Annotated in this window: 20 protein-coding genes; 16 read left to right on the plus strand and 4 right to left on the minus strand. The window is 43.1% G+C overall.

All coding sequences use genetic code 11. The annotated features are described in order from the left end of the window. Positions 1-110: 110 nt before the first annotated feature. Complete coding sequence (locus QZ942_RS08615; RefSeq protein ID WP_292994669.1) at positions 111-1652, plus strand: hypothetical protein; 1542 nt, start codon at positions 111-113, stop codon at positions 1650-1652. A 690-nt stretch (positions 1653-2342) separates the two neighbouring features. Here the strand turns inward: QZ942_RS08615 and QZ942_RS08620 are convergent. Continuing rightward, positions 2343-2858 carry a hypothetical protein gene (locus tag QZ942_RS08620; RefSeq protein WP_292994671.1) on the minus strand — a complete coding sequence of 172 codons (516 nt, stop codon included), beginning with the start codon at positions 2856-2858 and terminating at the stop codon, positions 2343-2345. Between the two features lie 260 nt (positions 2859-3118). On the opposite strand from QZ942_RS08620, the gene QZ942_RS08625 reads away from it, so the two are divergent. Both QZ942_RS08625 and QZ942_RS08630 read left to right on the plus strand, forming a co-directional pair. Continuing rightward, entirely contained in the window at positions 3119-3253 is a 135-nt protein-coding gene (locus QZ942_RS08625) for a hypothetical protein (RefSeq protein WP_292994673.1), read from the plus strand. Positions 3254-4380: 1127 nt separating this feature from the next. Further along, entirely contained in the window at positions 4381-6234 is a 1854-nt protein-coding gene (locus QZ942_RS08630; protein WP_292994675.1) for an ATP-binding cassette domain-containing protein, read from the plus strand. Between the two features lie 48 nt (positions 6235-6282). Here the strand turns inward: QZ942_RS08630 and fliE are convergent, their stop codons facing one another. The 3 genes from fliE to QZ942_RS08645 all read right to left on the minus strand — a co-directional run bounded on the left by fliE (position 6283) and on the right by QZ942_RS08645 (position 9211). After that, on the minus strand, positions 6283-6606 hold the full coding sequence (fliE, locus tag QZ942_RS08635; RefSeq protein ID WP_292994677.1) for a flagellar hook-basal body complex protein FliE: 324 nt from the start codon (positions 6604-6606) through the stop codon (positions 6283-6285). A gap of 99 nt (positions 6607-6705) precedes the next feature. Then, positions 6706-8016, minus strand: coding sequence for a sigma-54 dependent transcriptional regulator (locus QZ942_RS08640; RefSeq protein ID WP_292994679.1), 1311 nt, complete (start codon positions 8014-8016; stop codon positions 6706-6708). A gap of 4 nt (positions 8017-8020) precedes the next feature. Continuing rightward, complete coding sequence (locus tag QZ942_RS08645; protein ID WP_292994681.1) at positions 8021-9211, minus strand: ATP-binding protein; 1191 nt, start codon at positions 9209-9211, stop codon at positions 8021-8023. Positions 9212-9554: 343 nt separating this feature from the next. Between QZ942_RS08645 and fliF the strand changes: the two genes are divergently transcribed. The 13 genes from fliF to fliR all read left to right on the plus strand — a co-directional run bounded on the left by fliF (position 9555) and on the right by fliR (position 21011). Then, positions 9555-11237 (plus strand): flagellar basal-body MS-ring/collar protein FliF, encoded by a 1683-nt coding sequence (gene fliF, locus QZ942_RS08650; RefSeq protein WP_292994683.1) that lies wholly within the window; start codon positions 9555-9557, stop codon positions 11235-11237. Continuing rightward, positions 11230-12225 carry a flagellar motor switch protein FliG gene (gene fliG, locus QZ942_RS08655; protein WP_292994685.1) on the plus strand — a complete coding sequence of 332 codons (996 nt, stop codon included), beginning with the start codon at positions 11230-11232 and terminating at the stop codon, positions 12223-12225. Before fliF ends, fliG begins: the two co-directional genes overlap by 8 nt. A 77-nt stretch (positions 12226-12302) precedes the next feature. After that, entirely contained in the window at positions 12303-13010 is a 708-nt protein-coding gene (locus tag QZ942_RS08660) for a flagellar assembly protein FliH (protein ID WP_292994687.1), read from the plus strand. Between the two features lie 2 nt (positions 13011-13012). Further along, the gene (gene fliI, locus QZ942_RS08665) at positions 13013-14419 is read left to right on the plus strand and encodes a flagellar protein export ATPase FliI (protein ID WP_292994689.1); all 1407 of its coding nucleotides are present in this window, start codon (positions 13013-13015) and stop codon (positions 14417-14419) included. Positions 14420-14437: 18 nt separating this feature from the next. Next, a complete protein-coding gene (gene fliJ / locus QZ942_RS08670) occupies positions 14438-14896 on the plus strand; it encodes a flagellar export protein FliJ (RefSeq protein ID WP_292994691.1) in 459 nt (152 codons plus the stop codon). 82 nt (positions 14897-14978) lie between these two features. Beyond that, positions 14979-16169, plus strand: a complete 1191-nt coding sequence (locus tag QZ942_RS08675) for a flagellar hook-length control protein FliK (protein ID WP_292994693.1) — start codon at positions 14979-14981, stop codon at positions 16167-16169. 341 nt (positions 16170-16510) lie between these two features. Next, positions 16511-16999 carry a flagellar basal body-associated protein FliL gene (fliL, locus tag QZ942_RS08680; RefSeq protein ID WP_292994695.1) on the plus strand — a complete coding sequence of 163 codons (489 nt, stop codon included), beginning with the start codon at positions 16511-16513 and terminating at the stop codon, positions 16997-16999. Between the two features lie 7 nt (positions 17000-17006). Then, positions 17007-17984, plus strand: coding sequence for a flagellar motor switch protein FliM (gene fliM / locus QZ942_RS08685; RefSeq protein ID WP_292994697.1), 978 nt, complete (start codon positions 17007-17009; stop codon positions 17982-17984). A 17-nt stretch (positions 17985-18001) separates the two neighbouring features. Beyond that, the gene (fliN, locus tag QZ942_RS08690; RefSeq protein WP_292994699.1) at positions 18002-18544 is read left to right on the plus strand and encodes a flagellar motor switch protein FliN; all 543 of its coding nucleotides are present in this window, start codon (positions 18002-18004) and stop codon (positions 18542-18544) included. A 7-nt stretch (positions 18545-18551) separates the two neighbouring features. Next, on the plus strand, positions 18552-18989 hold the full coding sequence (fliO, locus tag QZ942_RS08695; protein WP_292994701.1) for a flagellar biosynthetic protein FliO: 438 nt from the start codon (positions 18552-18554) through the stop codon (positions 18987-18989). Positions 18990-19101: 112 nt separating this feature from the next. Then, the gene (gene fliP / locus QZ942_RS08700; RefSeq protein WP_292994703.1) at positions 19102-19830 is read left to right on the plus strand and encodes a flagellar type III secretion system pore protein FliP; all 729 of its coding nucleotides are present in this window, start codon (positions 19102-19104) and stop codon (positions 19828-19830) included. A gap of 13 nt (positions 19831-19843) precedes the next feature. After that, complete coding sequence (gene fliQ / locus QZ942_RS08705; protein WP_292929144.1) at positions 19844-20116, plus strand: flagellar biosynthesis protein FliQ; 273 nt, start codon at positions 19844-19846, stop codon at positions 20114-20116. A gap of 97 nt (positions 20117-20213) precedes the next feature. Continuing rightward, complete coding sequence (fliR, locus tag QZ942_RS08710) at positions 20214-21011, plus strand: flagellar biosynthetic protein FliR (protein ID WP_292994705.1); 798 nt, start codon at positions 20214-20216, stop codon at positions 21009-21011. Positions 21012-21192: the final 181 nt, after the last annotated feature.

Raw genomic sequence — 21192 nt, forward strand, 5'->3', positions numbered from 1 at the left:
ATGCGGTTACCCCTCCCATTCACTCTTGCAGAATTCTTGTACTTTAACTCGGGGAATTCCAGGTCATCGAACAACCGTAGCTTGTTGTTCATCAAATAGCCGGGGTCAAAATGGCGATTATTTCTCGTATACCGCATAGCATCATTTTCTGTTTCTTGGCCATATTGTTATGCGGATCTATAACCCCGGTTTATTCACAAACTGCTGAACCGGAAACAGCGCAACAGAAGATTGCATATTCAGAAACTGCCATCGATGAAGTTAAAAAAAGCCTGCAGCGTTTGGAAGACAAGGAGCGGCAGAATTATGAGCGCGAGCTGGAAGGACAACGTAAGAGCATCGATTGGCTATTTTCAGCTTTAGCGCTTGTAACCGCATTTGTTGCGCTGATTGGTGTAGTAGCGCCATTAATGACGTTTCGAAGTAATAGGAAGCAAATGCAGGGAATGCTGGATGAAGTCAAAGAAGTTGCTGAGAAAATTCGATTGCATGAGGAAAGTGCGAAACAATCTGCGCTTAATGCACAGCAGCATGAGAAAGATGCTGAGATATCAAAAGAAAAAATAAGCTCATATCGTAGTGATCAATTGACAAATGAAATTGAAAATCAGGAAATTACAAAAGCGGCAGAAAAGATTCAACATGATCCACAATTTGATCCCAAGCCAGGATTACGTGCTGCTGCAATTGATGCAAGCTTTAAGAATCAACCTGAGAAAGCTTATAAGCTTTGGGAAGCTTTAACTGAATTAGATCCATCTGATGTTAATGCATTATTCAATGCAGGTTCTTGGGCGCTATATTTAGCAGATAAACTGGAGGGTAGCGAATCCTCGGAATGGCTTATACGAGCTAGCGACAAATATCAAAAGTTAGTAAATATTCGACCAGATTTTTATGAAGCAGTGAATAATTGGGGAATAGCATTGGCTAATCAAGCCAGAGAATTGGCAAAGAGTGATTTACCTGCAGCGCGTACTTTATGGCATGAAGCCGCTAAGAAATACCAGCAGGCTTTAAGCATCAATCAGGATTATCTTAAAGCAGAATTTAATTGGGGAAATGTACTGATTGATGAAGCGAAGGAATTGGAAAAAATCAGCTTACATGGGGAAGCTCGTGATTTGTGGCATAAAGCCGGTGAGAAATACCAGCGGGTACTAAGGCTCAGGCCAGATGATTCTGAAGCAACATATTACTATGGAGTTGCATTGGTTAATCAAGCCAGAGAATTGGCGAAGAGTGATTTACCTGCGGCTCGTACTTTATGGCATGAGGCTGGCGAGAAATACAAACGGGTATTAAGTATGAATTCAGATTATCATAAAGCAGCGGTCGATTGGGGATTTGTATTGCTAGAGGAAGCCCGTGCTATTGCAGCCACGGATAGTGATCAAGCTAACGAATTACGTAGTCGTGCTGAGCAAATTTTACTGCACCATGCCAAAGCTGTACCAGAAGTGGTGGCTTATAACCTGGCTTGTGTTTACGGACAACGGGGTGATGTGTCGAGTTGTCTGTATTGGTTACAGACCGCGCAATTGCATAACAAACTCGTATCCTGCGAATATTTACAATCAGATTCTGATCTTGATGAGGTAAGAAATCACCCGGATTTTCAAGCCTGGTTGCAGTCAATTTGCCCGCGATAGATTATTACAATCAGAATTCATTGTTTCCTAATGGTTCGTAGATTACAAGATTTCCTGAATCTGACACAGCAAAAGCGATTGATCGTCATATAGGGTCGCTGTTGCAGGCTGGCTTGGAAGTATAGGTTCAATGTGCTCGTTCCGCTCAAGTATTCAACGAGAGCAAAGACTCCAATTGATAAAGCTAGAAAAGGATATTGAGGTGATCAGTTAGTCTTCAAAAATTAACTATCATTTAAAGAGTTATTGCTTATTTGTTATGAGGCTCTACTTGTTATCCACAATTTCTGTGGATAACTTTGTGAGTAATTGCTTGGACTAAGCAATTAACCGATGAATTTCTAAGTGTTTCCCTTAGATTGATTAATTATTTAACAATTTCATTATGTGACATTTATCATATAGTTATAAGTCATTTATCATTTTGTATGAAATTATTTACAGTGATTTTCATAACCATTTCAAACTGTGGATTATTTAGGATGTCAAGATAAATTAGAATGTACTTTTTTCCAAAGATCTGCCCTGAAAGCGCTTGTGCTGTATCTCAGCGATGGTTGGGCCGCGGGGAGACAGGGGGGGGCATCTGATTAATAGGGTCCTCGCTATCTCATGCGATTACCTGTATTACAGGTAATCTATTGTTGAAAATTATAGCTATTGAGTATGAGGCCCTTTAATCCCTTTAACTTAATCATCAGAACCGTGCCCATGGCCTTTGCCTGGTTTGTAAGATTCAAGTTCAAAGTTCGATGAGCTGCCACGTTCTTTAAGTACAACAGAAAGTAAATCACTACCATATTGGAGGCATGGTATGGTCAATTTGTCACCATCAATAGTGGCATAACAATCACTGAGATCTACTGTGTCAGTGATTGGACAACTGGTAACATCTACTAGCGTAACATCAGTTGCAGGGCTGGTAGTATTATTATAGGTTGTAATAACCGCAGTACCATTCTTGATTACGATATCTGTTGCTGATGTACTTGCACTTAAACCAAGATTACTCAAGCCTGCGTTAGTAAGACATGAGTTCGTAGAATTATTGGTAAGATTTTTTACGATTATCTTAGACCCCTCCACGCTGTTATCAAGAATGAAAATGGAATCACCTTTCACTGCTACACTCTCAGCCAGTGCCGATTGCACTCCCGAGGTAACCAGAGCTACTGCGCATAATATTGATAATATATTTTTTCTCATAAAACAAAATTCCCTAAGATAAAGATTAAACAACTGAGCAACTTGCAAAACCCAATAAAGCGAGTTGAATTAGTAGCCGGAACGGCCAAAAAAGAAAAATAACTTGCCTTGGATGCTAAAATAGAAAATTATAAAATCAACATTATCAATGAGATAATCAAGATATGAGACACTTTATCACGAACATGGTTTAACATACAAGGATCATTATTTCCATGATTGCCGGAAGAATCGGGGCCACTAACAGGGGGCAACAGTAATTGGCGATCACATTAGAATTGGTGCGCATCGAAGAATTCATCTGTTCCAGCCGTGGTTTTCCAGGTCGTCCGCTTCAAGACCGTGCTGCCATAGCCAAGGCGTTTGTGGTGAAAATGATTTTTTCATTGTTCTAAGCTATTTTTTTGTCAGAAGCATCATTGCTGAGATGAAAGAAACTAGAAGACCTAATAATACCAGCGCTAATACTGTCTCATCGTCAGTTACCACAAAATATATGGAGAGGATCAAGGAAAATACTAGAGATCCAATCATGCTAAATTTTTTCATATCAGAACATCCTTTTTGGTAATTAATTAGAGACAATAGAAATTCTCGCCTCAAGCAGCCCTAACTTATTGATTCTGGATTACTCCATCCGCAATCTAATGAGCTTAGATTATCTGTTGTTACCCAGCAAGCAGTGCTTTTAGCATATCGAACACTAGCACATTCTCAACTTTATGGGCTTGCGCTAGATTAATAATCTAGTTCAGAAAAGCGCTGCGGCTTGGAAGGTCAAGTAGATTAAACTCATCAGACATAAACATCGTGATGCCTGGCATATAATTGATGGATTCGACGAATATTGCATTGATGCGCATTCTGGTTCATCCGGAAAGAGCGTAATTGGTTTCATGCAGCGCCATAATTTTGAGTGGCAAGTAATCTAACTGGCTGTGAGTGGAGTCAAATATTCATTTTCCAGATTATGTATTAAAATTCCACTGACTTCCCAGATTCGTTGATATTATTGGTCGTCGAATTGATTTGGATGTTCTCAATCAATTTTTTTGTAAAACTCTTGTGTGTCGCACATTATTATTTTTGAGCTATTGTCTTATTTAGCATAGCGTATTTCTTATTATCCACAATTTCTGTGGATAACTTTGTGGAAAAGATCTATATTCAACGATTAACTATTGAAATAGTAACGCTTAATTCTACCCCTGATTAATAATTTTACACTTTAATTATGTATTATTTATCATGTTGTTAAATATATTTTCTGTTTCCGTGTGAAGTTAAGGAATGGATTTTATATGGTTTGTTGATATTGTGGATAAACAATATCCTATAGCTATTCATCTGGTTAAGAATCTTAATTTTTTTGAGAAAAACTTTGATGTGTATAGTGTGAGACTGGGAAAATAGATTTTGTGTTATTACATTTTTTATATGAATAACTGGGTTGTGTGACAAGGGTTTATTTTTGTGTTTGAAGAATAAGATTTATTTTGAATGTTCTAGTTATTAAGATTTTATGCTCAATATTCAGCGGTTGACTTATTTGCAGGGCGGGATTCCGCTATTCGAAAATAGTGATTTGCAGATTTTTGCTGATCAACGTGTCGGCCTAGTCGGTAAAAATGGCTGTGGTAAATCCACTTTGTTTCAGTTGGTTCGCGGAGTGATCAAACCGGATAGCGGTGAAGTCAGTTTGCAACCGGGGAAAACGGTTGCTTTTGTTGAGCAAGAGATCATCAATTCAAATCAGTCTGCGATTGAGTTCGTGCTTGATGGTGATGTTGAATTGCGTCAATTGGAGAAGATTCTGGCCCAATCCGAACATGATGCGGCCTGGTTTGAGGCGCAGCACCGTTATGAAGCGCTGGATGGTTATACAGCGCGGGCGCGGGCGTCGCAACTATTGAATGGATTAGGTTTCGCCAATCATACACTGGAACACCCGGTCAGCCATTTCTCCGGGGGCTGGCGTATGCGCCTGAACCTGGCCCGTGCCTTGATGCATCGCGCTGATTTATTATTGCTGGATGAACCAACTAATCACCTGGATCTGGAAGCTATTCTCTGGCTGGAACAATATCTGTCGCGTTATCCGGGTAGTCTGATGGTGGTGTCACACGACCGTGAGTTTCTCAATGCCTGTGTTAATCGTATTGCGCATATCAATGAACGGAAAATTGAAGTATACAGCGGTGATTATGATGATTTCGAGCGTGCTCGCGCTGAACGCCTAACTCAGCATGCTCAGGCTTTTCAGCAACAGCAGAGAAAGATCGCGCACATGGAAGATTTTGTGCGGCGTTTTCGTGCCAAGGCGACCAAAGCCAAACAAGCGCAAAGTCGTATCAAAGCGCTGGAACGTTTGACGCGCATTGCGCCGGCGCATATTGAAGATGGGTATTTTGAATTGCAGATTGAAGCGCCTGAGCGTAGTCCTGATGTTCTACTGCGCGTAAAAGACATGAGCTTTGGTTATGACGATCACTTGTTGTTTCAACATGTTCATCTTATTTTACAGGCGGGTGCCCGAATTGCCTTGCTGGGTCCGAATGGCGCAGGGAAATCCACATTAATAAAGCTTTTGGTCGGGGAAATTACTCCTACCTCTGGTACATTGGAATGGACGCCCAATATCCGTATGGGCTACTTTGCACAACATCAGCTGGAGAATCTCGATGGTGATGCGACCCCTTTGCAGCATATGCGGCAATTGGCACCAAAGCAGACTGAATTGGATTTGCGAAAATTCCTGGGGCGATTTGGCTTGGGGGGGGATAGTGAGGATCGTCCGGTAGCCAGTTTCTCCGGAGGAGAAAAAAGTCGCCTGGCACTTGCCCTACTAGCATGGCAGAAGCCACACTTACTATTGCTCGATGAACCAACCAATCACTTGGATTTGGAGATGCGCGATGCGTTAACTTTGGCACTGGAAGCCTATACCGGTGCGGTGATTCTGGTGTCGCATGATCGTAGTCTGGTACGTGCAGTGGCTGATGAGTTGTGGTTAGTGGCTGACGGTAAAGCACAATTTCTGGATGGTGATCTGGATGATTATAAAAACTGGATAGAAGCGCGTCGTTCTAGTGAGATTGTAGAACCACGATCATCTTCAAAAAAAGTGCAATCCAAAACATCTGCAAAGCCGAACAAAAAAATACTGCTTTCCAAGCAATCAAAACTTGAAACTGCTTTAGCGGTTGTACAGAAGGAATTGGATGAAGCAAGCCGTCAGTTAGCTGATCCGGCTATTTATGCGAACCGTTCTCGGGATGAAATTAATCAACTCAGTGCAGTTCACGCGACACTCGAAAGTAAAATTTCAGAATTGGAGGCAAGCTGGCTGGAACTGGAAATGGCGCTGGAAGAGTAGAATAAACGAATCTGATCACTGTTTGATTAGATCAGAACGAATACAAACTTAAACCTGCATGTTCATGATTTCTTGATAGGCTGTCACCAGCTTGTTACGGACCTGTATCATCGACTGAAAAGATACATTGGCTTTTTGCAGTGAAATCATTACTTCATGCAAATCAACATTGGATTGATCACTGACAAATTGTGCGCTTAGTTTATCGGCAGTTATCTGGGAGTTATTGACTTGATCTACAGCCGATTTAAGCTTTTCGCTAAAATCAACACTCGCTATACCATCCGCCTCGGATTGCTTTTTTGTACCGGAAGCAAATGCCGAAGCCGCTTGCAATTGCTGCAAAATATTATCAATTCCGGGTTTATCCATGATTTACTCCAACATAATTGGTTTCAAGTATCTCGCAAAACTTAAAAAACTTCAAATAATTTTATTAAATCAGATTCCTAACGACAGAATCGATACTTGTTAACTCATCAAACGATATTGCTGTAACTTATAACGCAGCGTCCGTTCAGAGATTCCTAGCTTTTTTACGGCTAGTTTCCGGGAACCATTAACTGCTGCCAGCGTTTCCAAAATATGATTACGTTCGAGTGTCTTGATGTCTTGTGAGGACGAATCGGCGTTTTTTGTGTCTGTTTCATGATCAGCATCATTTTCTGGCATATTGATATGTTCAGCATCGATAGTATTTGTGGCCAGGATCATGGCGCGCTGCATCACATTTTCTAGTTCTCTGACATTGCCCGGCCAAGTGTGCTGAGTCAACTTTTCTATTGCAGCTTTGGTCATTCTGCAGGGTGATTGTCCTGTGCCGGCTACTGCTGTTTCCAGGACTCGCTGCGCCAGCGGTTCAATATCCAATGGCCGTTCACGAAGTGCAGGAATTTCGATTGGGAACACATTGAGCCGGTAATACAGATCTTCACGGAATTGACCACTTTTAACCATGGCCATCATGTCACGGTTAGAAGTCGCCAGAACACGGATGTCCAGTTTGATCAGCTTATGCCCGCCCACTCTTTCAACTTCTCTTTCTTGCAATACACGTAACAATTTTGCTTGTAGTTCCAGAGGCATCTCTGAAATTTCATCGAGCAGTAATGTGCCGCTTTCAGCTTGTTCGAATTTTCCAGGCTGAGATTGGGACGCACCGGTAAAAGCGCCTTTCTCGTAACCAAATAAGGTTGCTTCCAGTAAATTTTCTGGAATAGCTGCACAATTGATGGCGATGAATGGTTTAGATGCACGTAATGAGTACTGATGAATAAAACGTGCGATTACTTCTTTGCCACAGCCGCTTTCACCCGTCAGCATGACTGTTGCCGGAGATTGCGCAACCCGCTTGGCGAGGGAAAGTAGTGCTCGCGTACGCGGATCTTTCGCAACAATTTTGTCATCTTGCTCAAGTTCTGATAGTACGTAGCGTTTGATATGTGCCAGCAAACTGTCTGGATCAAACGGTTTCAGCAGATAATCGCAAGCACCTGTCTGCATTGCGGCAACTGCTTTTTCGACATCTCCGTAAGCTGTCATCAATAACACCGGCAAATCTGGATTGAACGCCTTAATTTTTTTTAACAGAGTGAATCCATCCATAGGCCGCATCTGCACGTCACTTACAACCATTCCTACCTGAGATTCCTGTAGTACAGTCATTGCGTCATTGCCATTGGATGTCGCTAATGTTTGATAACCCGCTAGCTTCATGGTGGCACAAATCGCCTCCAGTAAATCCTTGTCATCCTCTACTACCAAGATGGGTAGTATATTCATCGTATCAATCTCCTTTGTTTCTTGGTAGCCGTATCACAAATTCAGTCCCTGTATCCGGCGATGAATTAATCTGCACACTACCTCCCATGGACTGTATAACACCTCGAACAATGGCCAAACCTAAGCCGGTGCCTTCTGAGCGTGTTGTAAAAAAGGGTTCGAATAATCTTTCTTGCAGTGCCGCATCAATGCCTGGTCCATCATCATGGACACTTAAAACGATGTTTTCTTCTTCCACGCCACTTGTCAGAATAATTTTATCTCCCGGGGATGACGCTTGCATGGCATTCTCAAGAAGATTGACCATCGCTCCGCATAGTGCTTGGCGGTCAGTCATCAGACTTTCAGTTTCACTCAGATCATGCACAATTAATTGCAAATCATGTTGGGTCATCTGAGGCTCTATGACTTGTCGTAATTCCGCTAACAAATGACTGATTCTGACATTTTCGAGTTGCGTTATTTCACCTTTAACAAAACGTAGCATATCGTTAACTAGGTGCTCCAGGTGATGCATGCGTTCAATGGTTTTGGTTGCAAACTTTTGTCTTTCAACTGGAGTTAATGCATCACTTCCTAGATGATTGGCGTAGAGTAGTGCGGTTGAAAGCGGGGTACGCAACTGATGGGCAAGATTCGCTGCCATTTCACCCATTGAAGTGAGTCGCTGATTACGTCTTATTTGATCCTGCAGGGCATAGGCTTCAGTAATATCGTTTACCAGCAGAATCCGTCTGCCGGTTGAATCCGTTGCGCTGCTTTCAATACGGATGCGGCGTTGTTCTGCCGTTCCCTGTTGTTTTGTATGCCACTCGTTGATGATTGCAGTTGGTGATAAACGTTCTTGAATAATCTGATGCCATGCCAACCCAAGTAATGGTTCTCCAAGGATCGAAATTGCAGCTGGATTTACTTGCTCGATACATTCCTGTCCATTCAGCGCTATTACGCCACCAGGCAACGCATTCAGTAAGAGACTTAACTGCTGCGACAAATTTTCCTTTGCAATTAATTGTCTGTGCAGCTCGCCATTTGCAACTGCCAGTTCTCCGGTTAATTGCGCTACCTGGTGTTGTAATTCCTGGTATACGCCGGATAGCTGTTCGGAGGCTTCATTAAAAGCTGCAAAAGCTAGTTGCAGCTGTTCCTGATCAACCGATACTGGTTTAATTTCAATGACTTTATTAGTTTGCACTGGATTAGATGGCAGTTATTAGGAATGTCAGTAGCTTAGCATTTATACCAGCATCAACAATGATACGAATAGGGTGGGCAAACCTATTCTATTTGAGCATTCAGACTCGACAAAACTATCGATAATCATCACTTCAATAAAACTCTTTTCGTGGATTTAACATGAAAGATGTTTTTTCTTACGGCATGTATATTGATAAATTGAACAATGACTTGGCTTAGCTATTACAGGGGATATCTCTTGTGATCTTTATAATATAACAATTAGTTAGTTAATCTGAGTGATGGAAATTACTATTTGTTTTTTTAATAAGTGGTCCAGAATCTAGGCAGGAGAATAGTGCGTGGCAACAGTACCCAGTGAATCCAATGCAGCAGCACCACCGACAACGATCCGGTTGGCGCAATTCAATCAATTGTCTAACCAAAAGAAACTGGGGTTAATTCTCGCTGCAGCCGCTGTCATTGCTTTGCTGATAGGTGCCATGATGTGGAGTCAGACACCGGAGTATCGTGTCCTTTACAATAATGTATCAGACCAGGATGGCGCGGCCATTATAACTGTACTGCAACAAATGAATGTGCCGTATAAGTTCTCTGAAAGCGGTGGCGGTGCCATCCTGATTCCTGAGAAACAAGTGCATGAAATACGCTTGCGGCTGGCGGGACAGGGTCTGCCTAAAGGCGGCTTGCCAGGATTTGAATTAATGGAGAATCAAAAATTTGGTTCCAGTCAATTCCTCGAGCAAGTTAATTATCAGCGCGCGCTAGAAGGTGAATTGGCCCGTTCGGTTCAGTCATTATCAGCGGTGCAAAGTGCGCGAGTGCATTTGGCAATTGCAAAGCCATCAGTTTTTTCAAGAGAAAAGCAGCAACCGAGTGTTTCGGTACTGCTCAATTTACATCCGGGCAGAGTTTTGAGTGTTGAGCAGGTCAGCGCGATCGTGCACTTGATGTCGAGCAGCGTGCCCAATTTGCCGGTGAAGAATGTAACTGTCGTGGATCAGAATGGTAATCTGCTCAGTATCCAGAATGATGGTAAGCAGGATTCAAGGTTTGATGCCAAACAGTTAGAGTATATACAGGAACTTGAAGAAAATTATATTCGTCGTATCGAAGCTATTCTGACGCCTATTACTGGTGCAGCTAATGTGCGTGCCCAGGTAACTGCTGATATGGATTTTTCTCGTATTGAACGTGCCGAGGAAATTTATCGACCCAATAATACCGAATCAGAAGCTGCCGCTATTCGTAGTCAAAAAACGCTCGAAGCGACCTCCACCGGCTCTAAAATTGATGGGGGAATCCCAGGAGCACTGACAAATCGTCCGCCTGAACCTGCTGCAGCGCCTATTGAAGCGGGAGGAGAAAACAAAGAAGCCGATGATAAAACACCGTCTGTACCGACAGATCAGAAAAAAGAATCTACGATTAATTATGAAGTCGATAAAACCGTACAGCACACTCAGCAATCAACGGGCAATATCAAACGATTATCTGCCGCTGTTGTGGTGAATTATCGTAAAAAAGTAGATGAGAACGGAGAAGTGACGTATGAACCGTTAACTGCTGAAGAGATTAAGGAAATCAACAGTCTTGTCCGAGAAGCCATGGGCTATAGCGAGAAACGAGGCGATTCGCTGACCGTAACTAATGGTTTATTTACTGCGGATACTGCAACAGTATTGGATATCCCGCTTTGGAAGGATCCCGATGTCATCATGCTGGCAAAGGAAATTGGGAAGCAGCTATTAATTGCAGCCGTTGTTTTATTTTTCTTATTAAAAATTCTACGCCCATTTCTAAAAAGCTTAACCCAACCCCCACCCCCACCTCCGGTAGAGCCGGAAAAGTTATCTGGTGAGGCTGCGCTGGGTCAATTGTCAGAGCACGGGGATGGAGCGGCGCTGCAAGCCATTCAGAAATCAATATTTGATGAGAATCTTAAGAAAGCTAAGCAATTGGCTGTGGATGAGCCTGCTATCGTCGCCAACGTGGTGAAAGAGTGGATATCTAAAAATGGATGATGAAGGAATCAAGAAAAGCGCAATTTTGCTGATGACTTTGGGTGAGCAAGAAGCGGCATCAGTGATCAAACTGTTGGGGCCAAAGGAAGTGCAAAGATTGGGCGAAACGATGTCTACGCTGCAGAATATAACGCGTAATGAGATTGAAAACATCGTGTCAGAATTTTGTAATCAGGCTGAAGGAAAAACCACTTTGGGTCAGGATTCGGCTGATTATATCCGGAAAGTTTTGACCAGTGCTTTGGGCGATGAAAAAGCCGCTAATCTTATTGATCGTATTTTGCACGGCGGTGATACCAGCGGTATCGAAGGATTGAAGTGGATGGATGCGCCGTCAGTGGCTGAAATGATCAAGAATGAGCATCCGCAGATTATCGCCACTATTCTGGTTCATCTGGAGCGTGATCAAGCTAGTGAAGTTTTAAGTTTGTTTACCGAACGGTTACGTAACGATACGTTATTACGTATTGCTACACTGGATAGTATCCAACCTGATGCCTTGCGCGAATTAAACGATGTTCTAACCAAATTGTTAGCGGGCAGTAATACTATTCGTAAATCTGCCATGGGCGGGGTGCGCGCAGCTGCCGAGATTCTTAATTTTGTTCCAACCGCTCAAGAAACTAGTGTGATTGATAATATCAAACAGTATGATGAAGATTTGGCACAAAAAATCATGGATGAAATGTTTGTATTTGATAATCTGATTGATATTGATGATCATGGTATCCAACTGCTCCTCAGGGAAGTACAGTCGGAATCTCTGATTATTGCCTTGAAAGGTGCGCAAGAAGAATTGCGTAAGAAAATTTTCAAGAATATGTCACAACGTGCTGCTGAGGCTCTGCGGGAAGATCTTGAAAGTAAAGGTCCGGTAAGATTGTCCGAGGTGGAAGCGGAACAAAAAGAAATTCTTAAGGTTGTGCGTCAGCTGGCTGACGATGGGCAGATTGTATTGGGTGGAAAAGGTGATGACGGTTTCATTTAATTGATAGATTTTTTATCAGTTGCACTTAATCAATTGTAAATAGCGTGCCTATTTATTACTGAAATGAAGGTTGGTAAATGATCGCAAGTAATTCTTTCTCAAAAGAAAAACCCAATACTTATCAGCGATGGGAGATGAATTCTTTTGAGACACCAGATTTAGCTAAAGAAACGCAGGAAGCGGAGGCTGAGGCTGAGGCTGAGGCCAGTATACAGGCCGATGAACAGCCCCAGGTTTCTTTGCCGACTGAAGAGGAAGTTGCTGCAATTTTTCAGCGCGCCAAAGAAGATGGGTATGCAGTAGGACTGCAAGAAGGTAACGCAGCAGGCAGACAAATTGCTGAAATTGAAGTTAAAGCCGAAGTGGCGCGCGTTCAAGAACTGCTATCCAAACTTGACAAAGATCTGCATGAAATGGATCAGCAGGTGGCTGACAGCCTATTAGAACTGGCAATTGCACTTGCCCAAAAAGTGGTCGCACAGGCATTAAAACTCAAACCTGAGCTGATCATACCTATCGTGCAAGAAGCTATCCGTAATTTACCCAATGCGATGCAACATCCTCGTCTTTTTTTACATCCAGAGGATGCAAAATTGGTACTTGTGCATCTGAATGATCAGTTGGAGCAGGATCACTTGTGTGTTCGTGAAGATGAGCAGATCTCCAGAGGAGGATGCCGTATTGAGGCCAGTGGTAGTGAAATTAACGGAAGCTTGGAAGTGCGCTGGCAGCGAGTATTATCAGCCATTGGTCAGAATGATGGATGGCTTGAGAAGAAAGACTGATTATGGCTTATTCTGAGCAATGGGACGGCTTCTTAAAAAATTGCACTCAGCTGATTACTCCGGCAAATCCTTTCTTATTAAGCGGAACAATTACACGGGTAGCTGGGCTGGTTATAGAAGCAATAGGGCTCAGATTGGCTGTTGGCAGCAGCTGTACCATTTTTCTGTCGAATGGTCATCACGTCTCGGCTGAAGTTGTCGGATTTTCTGGAGAGCGCTTATTTCTAATGCCATCCAGTGATGTTTATGGATTGTCGCCGGGTGCGAAAGTCGTTCCTACAGAACTTGCTGGCGAATCTCCCAGAATTGGTAATTTTCAACATCCGCGAAGACGTGCAGCAGATCGTGCTAAGCATGTTTCTGTCGGGCCTGAGCTGCTTGGCCGTGTTTTAAATGGTGTCGGGGAACCGCTCGACCGTCTTGGCCCCACTCATGCAGAGCAGAGCGTACCGTTATACAGCCGTCCTTACAACCCGTTAGAACGAATTCCTGTCAGTGAACCGCTCGACGTTGGGGTGCGTGCGATTAACATGCTACTAACTGTTGGGCGCGGTCAACGCATGGGATTGTTTGCGGGGAGCGGTGTGGGTAAAAGCGTTTTGCTTGGCATGATGGCACGCTATACCACCGCTGATGTGATTGTTGTCGGTTTAATTGGGGAGCGGGGACGTGAAGTTAAGGAATTTATAGAAAATATTCTTGGTAAGGAAGGGCTGGCACGCTCAGTTGTTGTTGCGGCACCTGCTGACACTTCACCGCTGTTACGTTTGCAAGGCGCAGCCTATGCGACAGCCATTGCTGAATATTTTCGAGATACCGGCAAGCATGTTTTGCTCATAATGGACTCATTAACCCGCTATGCTATGGCGCAAAGGGAAATAGCGCTGGCTATCGGCGAACCGCCTGCTACCAAAGGCTATCCTCCGTCAGTATTTGCTAAATTACCGCAACTGGTGGAGCGTGCCGGTAATGGTAATCATAATAGTGGTTCAATTACGGCCTTTTATACTGTATTGACAGAAGGCGATGATCAGAATGATCCTATCGCTGATAGCGCGCGCGCCATCCTTGATGGCCATATCGTTTTATCACGAAGATTAGCCGAATCAGGACATTACCCTGCAATCGATATCGAAGCATCAATTAGCCGCGTCATGACCAGTGTGGTTCCACAGAAACAGGTGGATCTGGCGCGGCAATTTAAAAGTCTATGTTCGCGGTATCAACGTAGCCATGATTTGATCAGTGTCGGTGCCTATGTTGCCGGGACAGATCCGGAGCTGGATCGAGCTATCAGGTTGTACCCTGCATTTGAAAAATTTTTACAGCAGAATATGTCGCAACATGAGGATTTTGCCGGTAGCCTTGAAAAACTAACAAAATTGTTTGAAAGCGAAGAAATACGGTAATCGAAGACGAAAATTATTATGCCAACCACATCATCGCTAAAATTGCTTTTGGACCTGGCGCAACAACGGGCTGATTCTTCAGCGAAGAAACTTGGAAAGTTGAATTTGCAACAGCAAGAAGCAGAAAAAAAATTAAATTTACTTTTGCAGTATCGTCATAGTTATCAATCACACTTTCAGAATTCTACAGAGAAAGGAATTGATCACATTGAATGGCTAAATTTTATTGCTTTTATCAATAAACTTGACGCCGCTATCACTGAGCAACAACAAACAGTTTTATATGCGCAAAACAAAAGGCTGGAAGGAGGAAATGAATTTTTGTCTTGCCAGCGCAAATTAAAATCCTACGAAACGCTATCGCAACGTCAACATAGTGAAGAGAATCAGAAACAATTAAAGCTAGAGCAGAAAGTGCAAGATGAGTTTGCATCGAATTCTCTCCATCGGGATGCATTTCTGCGCAAAGGTGGTTAGCAACATTTCCAGTGATAGTCAGATTGGTATAGAAATTGCTTATTAGCTGGTGGCATTATTAATTGTATGAGACCCAAAGCTTATGTTAAACATATCAGTTGCACCTCAAATCAAATCTTCAGCTGAAAATCCTGTAGCAATGATCAATTCCGGTTCAACCGGCACAAAAGAATCTGTTGCAGAAGAGTTTGGTAAAGTCCTGGAGCGTGAAGTATCTGAAGCAACGGACAAACAGGAGACGAACAATACTTCTAACAAAAAAGAACATTCTGATAGTGCAGCAGCATCTTCAGAAGATACAGTTAAAGACACGGATGCAGCTACAGCTACAGCTACAGCTTTGACTGTAGCAACGGCAACGAATGGCGCAAACAGTTTCATTCAAAATCTGCTTAGCAATGCGGGCAGTACATACAAAACCGATCAATCATTAAGCGCAATGGATTCCGTATTAAATCCAGATACGATGACTACAACACCGACCGTAGCGCAGGCGTTGCTCACATCGACCCAGAATGCATTGGTCCCCCTAGACGGTGAACAGACTGCGGGTTCAACGATTCCAACTAGCAATCAATTGTTGCAACAGAAACTTGCACAGCCCAATTTGGTTGCAAGCAGTTCTACTTTTTTATCCAATAATGTATGGCAAGCATTGGATGCGGCAGATTCTGCCGCCTACGGCAAATTTCTTCCATTTTCTTCGGAGATGAATGAAGCCATCCAGGTTAATACAGGGGAATCGATATTTTCAACACATGGCGAATCAATTTCCTCACAGCCATTCAGCCTAAGCAACTCCGCTTCCGGTGTTCCCCTGAATACGACACTACACGACACCCATGTTGATCTTCCATTAGGTCAGCCAAAGTGGGGTGGGGAATTTGCGCAAAAAGTTGTCTGGTTGTCTTCTCAGCAACACCAAGTGGCTGAAATTCGTTTGAACCCGGCGCATCTTGGTCCTGTTGAAGTAACGCTGAGTATTACGCAGGATCAGGCGACAGCGCAGTTTTCGTCTCCTCATTTGGCGGTACGTGAAGCGATTGAACAAGCATTGCCCAGATTAAGAGAGATGATGGCTGAGAACGGTATCACATTGGGTAATGTAATGGTCGGTTCTGATTCATTTCAGCAAGACAATAGACAACAGCAAGCCTATCATTCCGCAAAAGATACCAACAATATGGCAGATGCAAGACCAGAGACTGTGGGTCAAATTGAAACAACTGTCGTGCCAAGCCGGCATCTCGGCATGGTCAATACCTATGCCTAATGATTCATAAAATCAGGCCTGTTCGATTTTTTGTGAACCAATCGCCTATGCATAATCTGTCACGCTACCCGATCTGGTCGTGTGGCAGATAATAGCTTCTCTAGAGAGCCGTATAAACCATTAGGGTTTTGTTTTTTCTTTATTTTTGATTTGAGCTGAAATTAAACAGACCGGCTAGATCATACGAATATTCTTTCAATCCGAAATCAGCAAACATACCTGCCGGATTCTTGATTAATCTCCGTATCTTGAAATAGTGACATTATTTCATTGTTATTTGTGATATCAGATTATTGCCTCGTCGAAGATAATTGATTCCATCAAATAAGGAGTTGATCAAAATGTCAAAATCTATTGAAGCGCCGGCAGCTACAGAAGGCAAAAAAGGCAAGAAAGGGCTGATCATTATCATCTTGATAGCAGTCATCGCTATCGGTGCAGGTGGCGGTGGCACTTGGTATTTTATGAAAATGTCAGGTGACGAAGATTCCGAGCCTGTAAAACCTAAGGAAAAACCAACCACATTTGTGGATCTTGATATTTTTACAGTCAATCTTCAACCGGAAGAAAATAGTCAATATTTGCAGGTTGGGTTAACCGTGAAAACCAAAGAAACCCCTGTCGTAGCGGAGATTAAAAAGCAAATGCCGGCTATTCGCAATCGTATCCTCATGTTACTTTCCAGTAAGAAATCGGCAGATATCACAGGCATTGTGGGGAAACAACAGTTAAGTCAACAGATTGTGGATGAAATCAAGCAATCATTGGATGCATCAGAACTGCAAGAGGATGTACTGGAAGTATTATTCACATCATTTGTGATCCAGTAAACGACAGATGGCTGAAGATTTTCTCTCGCAAGATGAAGTTGATGCACTTCTCAAAGGCGCCACTGGCGAAAGTGATGAAGTGCAGAAGGAAGAAGAGAAAGGGGGCGTTCGACCCTATAACATTGCTACGCAGGAGCGCATTGTCCGTGGACGGATGCCCACGTATGAGATCATCAATGAACGATTTGCACGTTTACTGCGTATCGGTTTATTTAATTTCATGCGCCGTACGGTGGATATTGCAGTTGGCCCTGTCAAAGTTATTAAGTTTAGTGAGTTCGTCCGTAATCTGGTGGTGCCGACCAATCTCAACTTGGTTCAAATGAGACCCCTGCGAGGGACAGCATTGCTCGTTTTTGATCCCAATCTGATTTTCCTGATTGTGGATAATTTGTTTGGCGGCGACGGCAGATACCATACGAGAGTTGAGGGAAGGGATTTTACCCAGACTGAGCAACGTATTATTCGGCGTTTGCTTGATGTGGTATTTGAAGAATATGAAAAATCCTGGAAGTCAGTATACCCGGTTAAATTTGAGTATGTCAGATCTGAAATGAATCCTCAATTTGCCACGATTGCTACACCCAATGAAGTGGTCGTTACGGTTACTTTTGATATTGATATGGGTAACCAAGGCGGCGAGTTACATGTCTGCATTCCCTATTCAATGATTGAGCCCATTCGAGATACTTTATATAGCGCATTGCAAGGGGATCACCTGGAAGTTGACAAACGTTGGATCAAATTAATGTCACAACAAGTGCAAATTGCTGAAGTGGAACTGGTTGCTAATATAGGGCATACGAAAGTGACATTTGAACAGATTCTGAGTATGCAAGCGGGAGATATCATTCCTCTGGAAATTCCTAAAACCATTACCGTAAATGTTGACGGTATACCCGTTATGGATTGTAACTATGGCATTATGAATGGACAGTATGCACTCAGAGTGAATGCAATGATTTCCCCATCGGAATCTGAATAATTTATTGGAGATTTAAAATGTCAGAGCCTACAGAAAACGATCAAACTGAGACGGATGACTGGGCCGCAGCTATGGCGGAACAGGCGGCGGTTTCTCAAAATGACTCTGCAGAAAAAGAAACGGAAGTTGATGACTGGGCTGCTGCGATGGCAGAGCAAGAAGCATCCGTCTCAAGTCAATCAGATAGCGCTACATCACATGCGGCAGAGAAAAATAACAATACGATAATTGGTTCGCAGGCTGCAACAACATCGGTTTTCCAGGAACTCGGAAAAAATGGCGCAGCGAATAATACCCGCCATGATATCGACATGATTCTCGACATCCCCGTGCAGATGACGGTTGAGATGGGTCGCACCAAGATTGCTATCAAGAACTTGCTGCAGCTCGCCCAGGGTTCCGTCGTCGAGCTTGATGGCATGGCCGGGGAACCCATGGATGTTCTGGTCAATGGCTGCCTGATTGCGCAAGGGGAAGTGGTGGTCGTAAATGATAAGTTTGGTATCAGGTTGACCGACATCATTACACCCAGTGAACGTATTCGTAAACTTAATCGTTAGAGCTGATATGCCAAGCCGATATCTGATACTTTTGATACTGATATTTCCGTTTACTGTTTGGGCTGAAACAGGGAAGTCAAACTATGTGCCACCTCCTTCCGTGATATCAACTGAAAATACGTTGCAGATGATGGGTGGATTATTACTAGTGCTGGCGATCATAGGAAGTATTACTTGGTTACTCAAACGTTTCTCGCTGATATCAACTGCTGCTGCGGGTGTCGTTAAGGTCGTCGCTGCGACTGGAGTTGGTCAGAGAGAACGGGTGATTGTTGTCGAGATTGATAACACGTGGCTGGTGCTTGGCGTGGCGCCCGGTCGTGTCAATAAGCTACATACCATGAATAAGCCTTTAACAGACACAGCCAGTACGACACCGGATAATCCGCCTGTTGAAACATTCGCTACGCAGCTTAATCAGAGCATAAAAAAAGAAAATGTATAACAGCTTTGTATCATTCATTCATTCATGTTTTCAATGCATATTGATTTGTCATCGGCTCAGGGTAAATTTTTGTTGCTGCCTGAGCAGAATTACAAAACGTAATCTGTTTCAGATGGCGTTTATTTTTGTAGGTTTTATCGCGGTGCCTGCATTTGCGCAAAAATCTGGTTTTCCGGCCTTTACCAGTTCCCCTAATGCCGATGGAAGCGCAACGTATACGCTGAGCTTACAGACACTTTTATTATTGACTTCACTGACATTTTTACCTGCGCTGGTATTAATGATGTCAAGTTTCACACGTATCATCATTGTCTTGTCGTTGCTGAGGTTGGCATTGGGCACGCAATCTTCTCCGCCTAACCAGGTATTGCTCGGGTTGGCGTTATTCCTAACCTTTTTTATCATGTCACCGGTCATCGATCGGGTCTATGCGGAAGCGTATTTGCCTTTTTCTGAAGATAAAATAAGTATTGTGGAGGCGGCTGAGAAAGCAAGTGTGCCGCTGAAATCGTTTATGCTGCACCAGACACGGGAAACAGACCTAGCACTTTTTGTACAGATCTCGAACAGTGAAGAACTCGAAAGCCGCGATAAAGTACCGCTGAAAATACTTGTTCCAGCTTATATCACGAGCGAACTAAAAACTGCTTTCCAAATTGGCTTTGTCGTATTCATTCCATTCTTGATCATTGACCTGGTTGTATCAAGCGTACTAATGGCCATGGGTATGATGATGCTGTCGCCGATGATTATTTCGCTTCCATTTAAATTAATGCTTTTTGTATTGGTCGATGGCTGGCATCTCATCATCGGTTCATTGACGCAAAGCTTCTATACCTGAAAGGAAACAAATTATGACTCCTGAGAGTGCAATGACTATCGGCAGGCAAGCGCTTGAAATGACATTTATGCTCTCTGCACCCTTGTTGCTTTCTGCTTTGGCAACTGGTTTATTAGTGAGTATCTTCCAAGCAGCGACACAAATCAATGAGATGACTCTGTCATTTATTCCTAAATTATTGGTGATGTTTCTGGTGATGGTGCTAGCCGGACCTTGGATGATCGCGATCATGACTGACTATATGCAACGGCTCTTTACCAGCATTCCTTGGCTCGCGGTCGGTTAATGCCGGCAAGCGAATGGTTTGTGGTGCTGTATACGTGAATTTCGATCGGTGATTTGGTCAGTACTGGGGTTCATCGTCAAACGGATGATTTAGCATAATGATCAGTATAACCACTGCAGAATTAAATATATTACTGGCGACATTCCTTTGGCCGCTCAGCAGAATCCTCGCGATGGTGGCAACCGCGCCTATATTAGGAAACCCAAGTATTCCTGTCAGAGTGAAGCTGGGGTTTGCAGTCATGATTACTATCTTGGTAATGCCGGTAGTCGAGAAATCATTACCGCAGGTGGATCCGGCTTCCGGTATTGGTTTAATCATCTTGCTACAACAGGTTTTGATTGGCGTCGCTATTGGATTTGTAATGCGCATTGTATTTGTTGCGGTGGAAACGGCGGGTGAGCTGATTGGTCTGCAAATGGGTCTTGGCTTTGCAATTTTCTTTGATCCGCAGAACTCTGGCCAGATAGATATCATAGGCAGATTTTTGGGTGTGATTGCCAGTTTGGCATTTCTTGCAATGGACGGTCATTTGATGATGATTGCTTTGATTTCAAAGAGCTTTAGCACACTACCTGTTGGTTTAGATGGAATTACAAACGTAACATTTACTACACTTGCAAATTGGGGCGGAGAGATTTTTAAATCGGGTCTTCAATTGTCACTTCCCGTTCTCACGGCGTTGCTGATTACTAACCTCGCTCTGGGTATTCTGACACGTGTTGCGCCGCAATTAAATATTTTCGCGGTCGGCTTTCCGCTGACACTCTCTATTGGCCTCTTCGTTCTGGCGTTCAGCATGCCTTTTTATGCACCGATTCTGGGATATCTAGTGCATGATGCTTTAAATCTAATGATGGGAATTCTTAATATCAATCAAATCGATATGCCGTAGCTGATTTATCGGTTATAGCAAGAGCAAATTCCCCCTCGATGCATAAGTAGACAGACTTCCTCATTCACAATACATAAACAGACAATATTGCCCTTCTTTTTCAACAGAAGATTTCTGTCTGGAGCTGTTAAAGTGATCGTCCATTTATCAGAAACTATTTATTAACATGGGCAGTTCAAAT

It is taken from the genome of Nitrosomonas sp., from assembly GCF_021731985.1.
GTDB lineage: Bacteria > Pseudomonadota > Gammaproteobacteria > Burkholderiales > Nitrosomonadaceae > Nitrosomonas.

Excerpts from the sequence above, each read along its gene's own strand:
- fliG (WP_292994685.1), top strand. The coding sequence starts at position 11,230 with ATGGATGATGAAGGAATCAAGAAAAGCGCAATTTTGCTGATGACTTTG.
- QZ942_RS08675 (WP_292994693.1), top strand. The coding sequence starts at position 14,979 with ATGTTAAACATATCAGTTGCACCTCAAATCAAATCTTCAGCTGAAAAT.
- fliI (WP_292994689.1), top strand. The coding sequence starts at position 13,013 with ATGGCTTATTCTGAGCAATGGGACGGCTTCTTAAAAAATTGCACTCAG.
- fliL (WP_292994695.1), top strand. The coding sequence starts at position 16,511 with ATGTCAAAATCTATTGAAGCGCCGGCAGCTACAGAAGGCAAAAAAGGC.
- fliR (WP_292994705.1), top strand. The coding sequence starts at position 20,214 with ATGATCAGTATAACCACTGCAGAATTAAATATATTACTGGCGACATTC.
- fliN (WP_292994699.1), top strand. The coding sequence starts at position 18,002 with ATGTCAGAGCCTACAGAAAACGATCAAACTGAGACGGATGACTGGGCC.
- QZ942_RS08615 (WP_292994669.1), top strand. The coding sequence starts at position 111 with ATGGCGATTATTTCTCGTATACCGCATAGCATCATTTTCTGTTTCTTG.
- fliM (WP_292994697.1), top strand. The coding sequence starts at position 17,007 with ATGGCTGAAGATTTTCTCTCGCAAGATGAAGTTGATGCACTTCTCAAA.
- fliE (WP_292994677.1), bottom strand. The coding sequence starts at position 6,606 with ATGGATAAACCCGGAATTGATAATATTTTGCAGCAATTGCAAGCGGCT.
- fliJ (WP_292994691.1), top strand. The coding sequence starts at position 14,438 with ATGCCAACCACATCATCGCTAAAATTGCTTTTGGACCTGGCGCAACAA.
- QZ942_RS08630 (WP_292994675.1), top strand. The coding sequence starts at position 4,381 with ATGCTCAATATTCAGCGGTTGACTTATTTGCAGGGCGGGATTCCGCTA.
- QZ942_RS08620 (WP_292994671.1), bottom strand. The coding sequence starts at position 2,858 with ATGAGAAAAAATATATTATCAATATTATGCGCAGTAGCTCTGGTTACC.
- fliO (WP_292994701.1), top strand. The coding sequence starts at position 18,552 with ATGCCAAGCCGATATCTGATACTTTTGATACTGATATTTCCGTTTACT.
- QZ942_RS08660 (WP_292994687.1), top strand. The coding sequence starts at position 12,303 with ATGATCGCAAGTAATTCTTTCTCAAAAGAAAAACCCAATACTTATCAG.
- fliQ (WP_292929144.1), top strand. The coding sequence starts at position 19,844 with ATGACTCCTGAGAGTGCAATGACTATCGGCAGGCAAGCGCTTGAAATG.
- QZ942_RS08640 (WP_292994679.1), bottom strand. The coding sequence starts at position 8,016 with ATGAATATACTACCCATCTTGGTAGTAGAGGATGACAAGGATTTACTG.
- fliP (WP_292994703.1), top strand. The coding sequence starts at position 19,102 with ATGGCGTTTATTTTTGTAGGTTTTATCGCGGTGCCTGCATTTGCGCAA.